The 7359-nt window shown below is 71.3% G+C and carries 12 protein-coding genes; 6 read left to right on the forward strand and 6 right to left on the reverse strand.

Going from position 1 to position 7359, the window contains the following annotated elements:
• The first annotated feature begins 226 nt into the window (after nt 1–226).
• Entirely contained in the window at nt 227–1057 is an 831-nt protein-coding gene (locus VFW24_17530) for an SDR family oxidoreductase (protein ID HEX5268570.1), read from the forward strand.
• On the opposite strand, the gene VFW24_17535 is transcribed toward VFW24_17530, so the two are convergent.
• The 4 genes from VFW24_17535 to VFW24_17550 form a co-directional block, all read right to left on the reverse strand.
• Entirely contained in the window at nt 1054–1236 is a 183-nt protein-coding gene (locus VFW24_17535) for a hypothetical protein (protein ID HEX5268571.1), read from the reverse strand. The genes VFW24_17530 and VFW24_17535 overlap by 4 nt on opposite strands.
• On the reverse strand, nt 1224–1658 hold the full coding sequence (locus VFW24_17540; protein HEX5268572.1) for a hypothetical protein: 435 nt from the start codon (nt 1656–1658) through the stop codon (nt 1224–1226). Before VFW24_17540 ends, VFW24_17535 begins: the two co-directional genes overlap by 13 nt.
• Before the next feature lie 101 nt (nt 1659–1759).
• Complete coding sequence (locus VFW24_17545; protein HEX5268573.1) at nt 1760–3199, reverse strand: amidohydrolase family protein; 1440 nt, start codon at nt 3197–3199, stop codon at nt 1760–1762.
• Nucleotides 3200–3206: 7 nt separating this feature from the next.
• Nucleotides 3207–3344 (reverse strand): hypothetical protein, encoded by a 138-nt coding sequence (locus VFW24_17550; GenBank protein ID HEX5268574.1) that lies wholly within the window; start codon nt 3342–3344, stop codon nt 3207–3209.
• Nucleotides 3345–3397: 53 nt separating this feature from the next.
• Here VFW24_17550 and VFW24_17555 point away from each other — a divergent pair, with 53 nt between their 5' ends.
• On the forward strand, nt 3398–3742 hold the full coding sequence (locus tag VFW24_17555) for a metallopeptidase family protein (protein HEX5268575.1): 345 nt from the start codon (nt 3398–3400) through the stop codon (nt 3740–3742).
• On the opposite strand, the gene VFW24_17560 is transcribed toward VFW24_17555, so the two are convergent.
• A complete protein-coding gene (locus VFW24_17560; GenBank protein HEX5268576.1) occupies nt 3739–4062 on the reverse strand; it encodes a cupin domain-containing protein in 324 nt (107 codons plus the stop codon). The two genes, VFW24_17555 and VFW24_17560, sit on opposite strands and share 4 nt — an antisense overlap.
• A 23-nt stretch (nt 4063–4085) precedes the next feature.
• Between VFW24_17560 and VFW24_17565 the strand changes: the two genes are divergently transcribed.
• Both VFW24_17565 and VFW24_17570 read left to right on the forward strand, forming a co-directional pair.
• Nucleotides 4086–4538: a nuclear transport factor 2 family protein gene (locus tag VFW24_17565; protein HEX5268577.1), complete on the forward strand. Its 453-nt coding sequence runs from the start codon at nt 4086–4088 to the stop codon at nt 4536–4538.
• A gap of 52 nt (nt 4539–4590) precedes the next feature.
• On the forward strand, nt 4591–5517 hold the full coding sequence (locus tag VFW24_17570) for a TIGR03619 family F420-dependent LLM class oxidoreductase (GenBank protein ID HEX5268578.1): 927 nt from the start codon (nt 4591–4593) through the stop codon (nt 5515–5517).
• Between the two features lie 16 nt (nt 5518–5533).
• On the opposite strand, the gene VFW24_17575 is transcribed toward VFW24_17570, so the two are convergent.
• Nucleotides 5534–5998 carry a RidA family protein gene (locus tag VFW24_17575; GenBank protein ID HEX5268579.1) on the reverse strand — a complete coding sequence of 155 codons (465 nt, stop codon included), beginning with the start codon at nt 5996–5998 and terminating at the stop codon, nt 5534–5536.
• Between the two features lie 64 nt (nt 5999–6062).
• On the opposite strand from VFW24_17575, the gene VFW24_17580 reads away from it, so the two are divergent.
• Together VFW24_17580 and VFW24_17585 are read left to right on the forward strand one after the other, a co-directional pair.
• Nucleotides 6063–6497 (forward strand): nitroreductase family deazaflavin-dependent oxidoreductase, encoded by a 435-nt coding sequence (locus VFW24_17580; GenBank protein ID HEX5268580.1) that lies wholly within the window; start codon nt 6063–6065, stop codon nt 6495–6497.
• 173 nt (nt 6498–6670) lie between these two features.
• The coding region (locus tag VFW24_17585) for an alpha/beta hydrolase (GenBank protein HEX5268581.1) at nt 6671–7359 on the forward strand (689 nt) is incomplete at its 3' end.

Genomic DNA, 7359 nt, shown 5'->3' on the forward strand with positions numbered 1-7359 from the left:
CCACCACCACGACCTTGCCGTCGAGTCCTCTCATGCGGTGCTCCGTTCTCGCTTGGCCGGGACGGCCGGGGCCGGCGCGGCGGTGGCCGGTCCCACGATGCCAGCACGGTGACGGTGGCCTCCAGCACCGGGTCGGAGCGGCCTGCCACCGCCCCCACCGGGTGCGCCATCAGGGGCGACCGGGGCGGCCCCGTCCCGGCTGGCCCGCCTCGGCTAGAACGCTGCGATGAGCGCACGGCTTCTCGAGGGACGCAGAGCGGTCGTCACCGGTGCCAGCCGGGGAATCGGGGCGGCGGTGGCCGAGCGCTTCGCCGCCGAGGGGGCGTCTGTGGTCCTGGTGGCGCGCACCCTCGACCACCGCGACCACCTGGCGGGCAGCCTCAACGCCACTCGCGACCGTTGCCGCCCCTACGGCGGTGAGACCCATGCCGTCGTTGCCGACCTGACCGACGGGGAGGACCGGGCCCGGATCATCCCCGAGGCGGTCGGGCTGCTCGGAGGGCCGGTCGACGTCCTCGTCAACAACGCCGCCGCCGCCATCTACGGGTCGATGGCCGACTACGCCCTCAAGCGGCGCCGGATCACCTTCGAGGTCAACGTGCACGCGCCCTTCGACCTCCTCCAGGCCGCCCTGCCCGGCATGCGCGAGCAGGGCGGGGGCTGGGTGGTGAACGTCTCGAGCGCCACCTCCGGGTACCAGCCCGGGACGGCCGGGCGCCGCAGCCGCACCAACCCGATCATGGGCGTGTACGGGGCGTCCAAGGCGGCGCTGGAGCGGCTCAGCTTCGCCTTTGCCCAGGAGCTCCTACCGGCCCGGGTGCGGGTCAACACGGTCGCGCCGCGCGCCGCGGTGCGCACCGAGGGCATGGAGGCGCTGATGGGAGACAGGATCGCCCCCGCCGACATCGAGTCGATGGAGGCGATGGTCGAAGCCATCCTGCTGCTGGCGCGCGGTCCCGCCGAGCTGACCGGCGGGACCTACGTGAGCCTCGACCTGCTCGAGGAGCAGGCGGTGAAGGTGATGGGCCTGGACGGGGAGGCGCTGCCGTCCAGTTAGGAGGCCATCCGGCCGTAGAGGACCTCGAGGACGCGGGCCTCGCCGAACTGGACGCCCCGCTCGCCGGCCTTTGCCATCCGCGCCTGACGGGCCGAGTCCCCCGCCTCGAGAGCCGCCCGGTCGGAGAAGGCCACGCTGATCCGGCCCTGGCCCGTCTGACGGTTGATCAGGTTGCGCACGCCCGGACCTCAGGAGTGCCCAGGATTCCCGGCAGGATCTCGGTCCGGAAGAACCCGATGACCTCGTCGATGGCACCCACGTCGAGGCGCGTGTTCTGAATACGGATCACGCAGCCGGGCTGGGGCGGGTTCTTCCCCACCTCCATCACGACCTGCTCGAAGATGTCGACGGAGGCGAGCTCGCCACCGAATCTCCCGACGCCCTCCTGGCGGACCTTGGTCATGGCCGATTCACTGGCCTGCAGGTCCTCGAGGGTCTCCCAGACCGACAGGATGCTCATCAGGCCGGCCGCCCGGTCTCCCGCCGCCGCCACCTGGACGAAACCCTTCTGCTGTGTCACGACCGGGGCGGCCTCCTTGTCCAGGAACTCAACCGCCCGGTCCACATCGGTGCCCGTGTAGACGATGTTCCTCGCGAACATGGCGCGCCCTCCCTTTTCGATCGGTGCATCGATTCTAAGACGCCACCGCCGGTCATTCCATGGGTTCGTCGTACCCGTTCGGGCAGGCAAATCCTGGCGGATCAGCGATCGGCCAGGACCCGGGCCGCCTCGTCCTCCAGGCTCGTTCCGGCGAAGAAGCCCGGGTTCATCCCCGTCCACAACCGCACCGGGTTGTCGAAGACGAAGGAGCGGAACTGGTCGTCCTTCATGTGGCCCTTCTCCACCAGCTCGTAGGCCTCGGGCACCACGTCGCGCATGTCGGGGACGTCCCAGTGCCCGATGTCGGACGAGAAGATGGCGGGAAGGACGGCGCCGCCCGGGTTGATCTCCGATGCGAACGCCAGGGCGTTCAGGGGGTCGTCGGCCTCGCACCCGAAGAAGAAGCGGGTGCCGAACAGCTCGACGATCTCCTGGCCCTTCCCGATGAGCGACTCCCCCCACATGTCGACGTCGCGGGGGACCTCGTCGGGGTCCGAGAGCATGGCCAGGCCGTCGGCGAGGCGGTCGACCCGCTCCGCCGTGAGGCCGCGGGCGTGGCGTCCGAAGAGCTCGTGCAGCTCGGCCCGGTCCAGGCGGGCGGGGTCGTTGTGGCGGATGGCGTCCATGTTGCGCTTGTCCCAGTGGGCCAGCAGTCCGGCCAGCAGGGCGATGGCCCAGGTCACTCCGCCCTCCTGGAAGGCGAAGCGCATCTCGGGGAACCGCTTGGGCACGCCGCCGAACACGAGCGACCGGCAGATCCCCTCGTCGGCGGCGGCGAAGTTCCCCACCTGGTTGTAGGAGTTGTTGGTCGTCGACATTCGGCTGCCCCACCCCTGGGCCCCGGCGTGGAAGGTCGGCGCCACTCCCAGCTCGGCACAGCGCCGCCACATCGGGTCGTAGTCGTAGAGCGAGTCGTGGGCCAGGGTGTCGATCCACCGCCCCCCACCGGGTGCATCGTCCCCGTGGGTCGGGCGCGGGATGGTCCCGCCCATCATCACCGCCTTGAGACCGAGCTCCCCGACGGCGTGGTCCAGCTCCGCCACCGCCTCCTCGGGCGTGAAGGTGGGGATGGCCGCCACCGGCTCGAGGCGGTCGCGGTAGTCGGCGTAGGCCTCGGCGTAGTAGCGGTTGAGGGCCCGGGCCAGGGCGCAGCGCAGCTCGGCGTCCCCGAGGGCGGTCACCGTCAGCCCGTAGGTCGGGTACAGCACGGCAAAGTCGATGCCCAGCTCATCCAGCCGGCGGTACATGAGGTCCGGCAGCATGGCGGTGGCCCGGTCGAGGGTGTTCTCGGTGGGCAGGCCCCACACGCCGGCGGCGTGGATCCCCCGTTCCCGCCGGTCGGCGGGATCGGGCAGGGCGGCCCGGGGCCCCGCCGAGCGGGTCATGCGGTCGAAGCGGCGGGCCACGTCCTGCCCCGCCTCCTCGACGATGAAGTCCCGCACCAGCGGCAGGTACTCGATGAGGTGCCCGTCGCTGTCGATCACCGGATGCCCGATCCGGGCGCGCACGTCCCGGACCTCGTCGCTCGGGACGTAGGTCAACGGGCGGCTACTGCTGGTGGTGGGTGACCGGGATGATCGGATTTGTGCCGGTCTTGGACTTCTTCATCTTCTTGGCCGCCCGCTTCTCCTGCAGCGACCGGCCCTTCTTCTTCTGGTTGGGCTGGCTCGGAACCTTGCCTGGCATGGGCCACCTCCGGTGCGGCCCAGAGTACCGACCGGGCTGGCATCATCGCCGCCGTGGTGACCGTGACCGTCGAGCGCTTCGACGAGCTGGTGGCCGACGCCCTCGACGGGCTGCCCGAGTTCCTCGGCCGGGCCATGGAGAACGTGGCGGTCATGGTGGAGGACCGGGCGCCGCCCGGAAACCTCCTCGGCCTCTACGAGGGCATCCCGCTCACGGAGCGGGGCAACGGCTACAGCGGGGTGATGCCCGACCGGATCACGATCTTCATGCAGACGATCTGCGCCTACAGCCGGGACGAGGCCCAGGTCGTCGAGACGGTGCGCCGCACGGTCATCCACGAGGTGGCCCACCACTTCGGGATCGACGACGACCGGCTCAAGGAGCTGGGCTGGGGCTAGCCCTCCGGGTGGACGTGGACGGCCAGCCAGCTGGTCCCCGGGGTGGTCTCCACCAGCCGGTGCGGTACGCCGGAGGGGAGGACAACCCAGTCCCCCGGCCCCAGATCCAGACGCTCGCCGCCGATCTCGAGGACGGCGCCGCCCTCCAGGACCACCACCCACTCGTCCTGGGCCTGGCGGTAGTCGACGGGACCGTCCAGCTTCCCGCTCAGGATCTGCTCGACGACGACCTTCCCCATCCCGGCCAGCTCGGTGGCACGCTCCCCGCGTGCGGGCGCATCGGCGGCGGACGACAGACGCCCTCGCAGGACCGGCGGCACGAGGTGAACGTATCCTCCGGCGGGTGAGCGCTGACGACCCGGGCCGGCGCCAGGCCCTGTGGTCTCTCGCCCTGGGCTACGCCCGGACCGTGGACCGCGGTGACACCGCGGGGTTCCTGGAGCTGTTCGCTCCCGACGCCGAGCTCAGCATGCACAATCCGCCCGACACCGAGGCCACGACCGTCTACCGGGGCCGCGGGGACCTGGCGCGCATCCCGCCGCGCATGGCCCGCTTCCGCGCCACCTTCCACCTCCTCGGCCAGGCCGACTACCACCTGGACGGCGACGAGCCGACCGGCGAGGTGTACTGCGTGGCCCACCACCGCAGCGCCGGCGACGACGACCCGACCGACTACGTCATGTTCATCCGCTACCGCGACCGCTACCGCCGCCACGACGGCGCGTGGCGGATAGCCGAGCGGCGGGTGCTCGTGGACTGGACCGAGACCCGCCCCGCCAACCCGCCCGGCCGCTGACATTTCCCGCCGGGGCCCCCAGCCCCGCCGGCGGCCGTTAGCTTCCCGGCCTATGGCCACCCTGTCGATAACGCTGCCGTCGTTCGCCGCCGAAGACCCCGGGAGCTGGCAGCCGATGCTGGACCAGGCCCGGGCCGCCGACGCCGGCGGCGTGGACCGGCTGGTCGTCTCGGACCACGTCGTGTTCGGCGAGAACCTCGAGGCCTACGCCCGCCCCGAGGTCGGCGGCATGGAGGGCGGGCGCCAGCCGACCGGCCCCGACGGGCACTGGCTGGAGCCGCTGATCGTGCTGACGACGGTGGCGGCCATCACCACGCGCGTCCGCCTCGGCACCGGGATCCTCCTGGCAGCCCTGCGCCGGCCGATCGTCCTGGCCAAGCAGGCCTCCACCATCGACGTGCTGTCCGGCGGGCGCCTCGACCTCGGCGTGGGGATCGGCTGGCAGCGCGAGGAATACGACGCCGCCGGCCTCAGCTTCGAGCGCCGGGGCCGCCTGCTCGACGACACCCTGCTCGTGTGCCAGACGCTGTGGCGGGAGCAGCGCGCCTCCGTGGACACCCCGGACCTGCGCTTCGACGCCATCCACCAGATGCCGAAGCCCCTCCAGCCGGGCGGGGTCCCGCTGTGGGTGAGCGGCACGCTCAACGACGCCGTGGTGCGACGGGTGGCCCGCTTCGGCGCCGGTTGGATCATGTGGGGTCCGGCCGCCGCCGAGCCCGTTCCGGCTGCGACCGAGATGCTCCGGCGGGTGGCCGACGCCGGCCGCGACCCGGGGGACGTTGCCGTCAGCGCTCCGCTGCGCCTGGTCCGCCGGGACGACCGCAGCGTCGACGTCGAGGCCACCGCCGAGGGCCTCCGCCCCCTCCTCGATGCCGGGATCACCGACTTCCGGGGCGCCCTGCCGGTCCCCTCCGACACGGAGGAAGCCGCCGCTCGCTACGCCGAGCTGGTCTCTGCTTTCCGCCGGGTCGCGGGCTGAGCCGGTCCGGGCCGGACTACGCCGGCTCGACCTCGACGATCATCTCGATCTCCACCGGGATCCCGAACGGGAGCTCGGCCATTCCCACCGCCGAGCGGGCGTGGCGGCCGGCCTCCCCGAACACCTCGACCATCAGGTTGGAGAAGCCGTCGATCACCTCGGGCTGGCGGCCGAACCCGGGCGCGGAGTGCACCATCCCGAGCACCTTCAGGACCTGGCGCACCCGGTCGAGCGATCCCAGCGCCGCGCGCACCGTCGCCAGCATGTTGAGCCCGGTGAGCCGGGCCGACGCCTGGGCCTGCTCGACGTCCACGTCGGCGCCGACCTTGCCCTTGTCCCGGGTGCCGTCCGGATGGATCGGGCCGTGGCCCGAGACGTACAGGATGGTGCCGGCCAGGCGGGTGCGGACGAAGTTTGCGACCGGCGGAGGTACGGGCGGCAGGTCGATCCCCAGCTCGGCCAGACGGGCTTCGGCGCTCATCAGCGAACCCTAATGGGGAGGCCCGTCTGGCGGCTCAGGCCTCTCCCCGCTTACCTTTTGTCCCATGTCGAAGGGCCAGGACCGCATGATGCAGGTCATCAACCACATCCACCGAACCGCCTTCACCGCCAGCGACGGGAGGCTGTTCGGGAACCTGCTCGGGATGCCGGTGGTGAAGCTCACCACCGTCGGGCGCAAGAGTGGCAAGCCCCGCACCAGCATGCTCACCTCCCCGGCCAAGGACGGGGACAACCTGGTGCTGGTCGCCTCCTACGGCGGATCCCCGAAGCATCCGGACTGGTTCCTCAACCTGCGGGACAACCCGGAGGTCGAGGTGATGACCCGGGGCTTCAAGGGGCGTCGCAAGGCCCGCATCGCCACCTCGGAGGAGAAGGCCCGCATCTGGCCCGGCCTGACCCGGGACCACAAGAACTACGCCGGCTATCAGGAGAAGACCACGCGGGACATCCCGCTGGTGATCCTCGAGCCGGTGGCTTGACGGGGACTAACCACCTATCTCGCTCATATGTGCGCAGACAGTGAAAAGTTAGAACTGTATTGAAATGTTGGGAGGGCCTGGCCGGCACGGACCGCGCACCGGCACAGGGGTGAGCGGGTCGATCTCGGCAGTGCCAGGATGAGGCCGCCCGGCCCGTCACAAGGAGCGTCGCGATGCCTCTGGACCCCCGTCTCCAACCGGTCATCGACGCCATGGCCGCCGGTCAAGCGGAACAGGTGGACCTACCTGTGGCCGAGCTGCGGGCCCGCGCCCACAAGGGCATGGAGTCGATGTTCCTCAGCCTCGGGGACGAGTTGCCCGCGGCAGCGGCGGAAGAAGACCACCAGGTCGAGGTACCGGGCGGGCACATAACCGTGCGCACCTACCGCCCCGATCTCCCCGGGGCCCTGCCCGCCCACGTGTACTTCCACGGAGGCGGCTTCTGGCTGGGGACCCTCGACCACTTCGACAGCAGCTGCCGGGCCACCGCAATCGAAGCGGGCTGCGTGGTGGCGTCGGTCGACTACCGCCTGGCCCCGGAGCACAGGTACCCGACCGCCCCGGAAGACTGCTACGCCGCCCTCCGGTGGGTGGTCGACAACGCCGCATCGCTCGGCGTCGATCCGGGTCGGGTCTCCGTCGGGGGAGGCAGCGCCGGCGGGAACCTCGCCGCCGTCGTGGCGCTCATGGCCCGGGACCGGGGCGGCCCGCAGATCGTGTTCCAGCTCCTAGAGATCCCGGTCACCGACTTCACCCTCAGCCAGCCGTCTATGACGGAGAACTCCGGCTACATGCTCACCGAGGAGGGCATCGAGCAGTGCCGTTCCTTCTACCTGCCCGACGAGGGCCGGGCCACCGAGGC

The sequence above is a fragment of the Acidimicrobiales bacterium genome (assembly GCA_036273495.1).
Lineage (GTDB): Bacteria > Actinomycetota > Acidimicrobiia > Acidimicrobiales > JAJPHE01 > DASSEU01.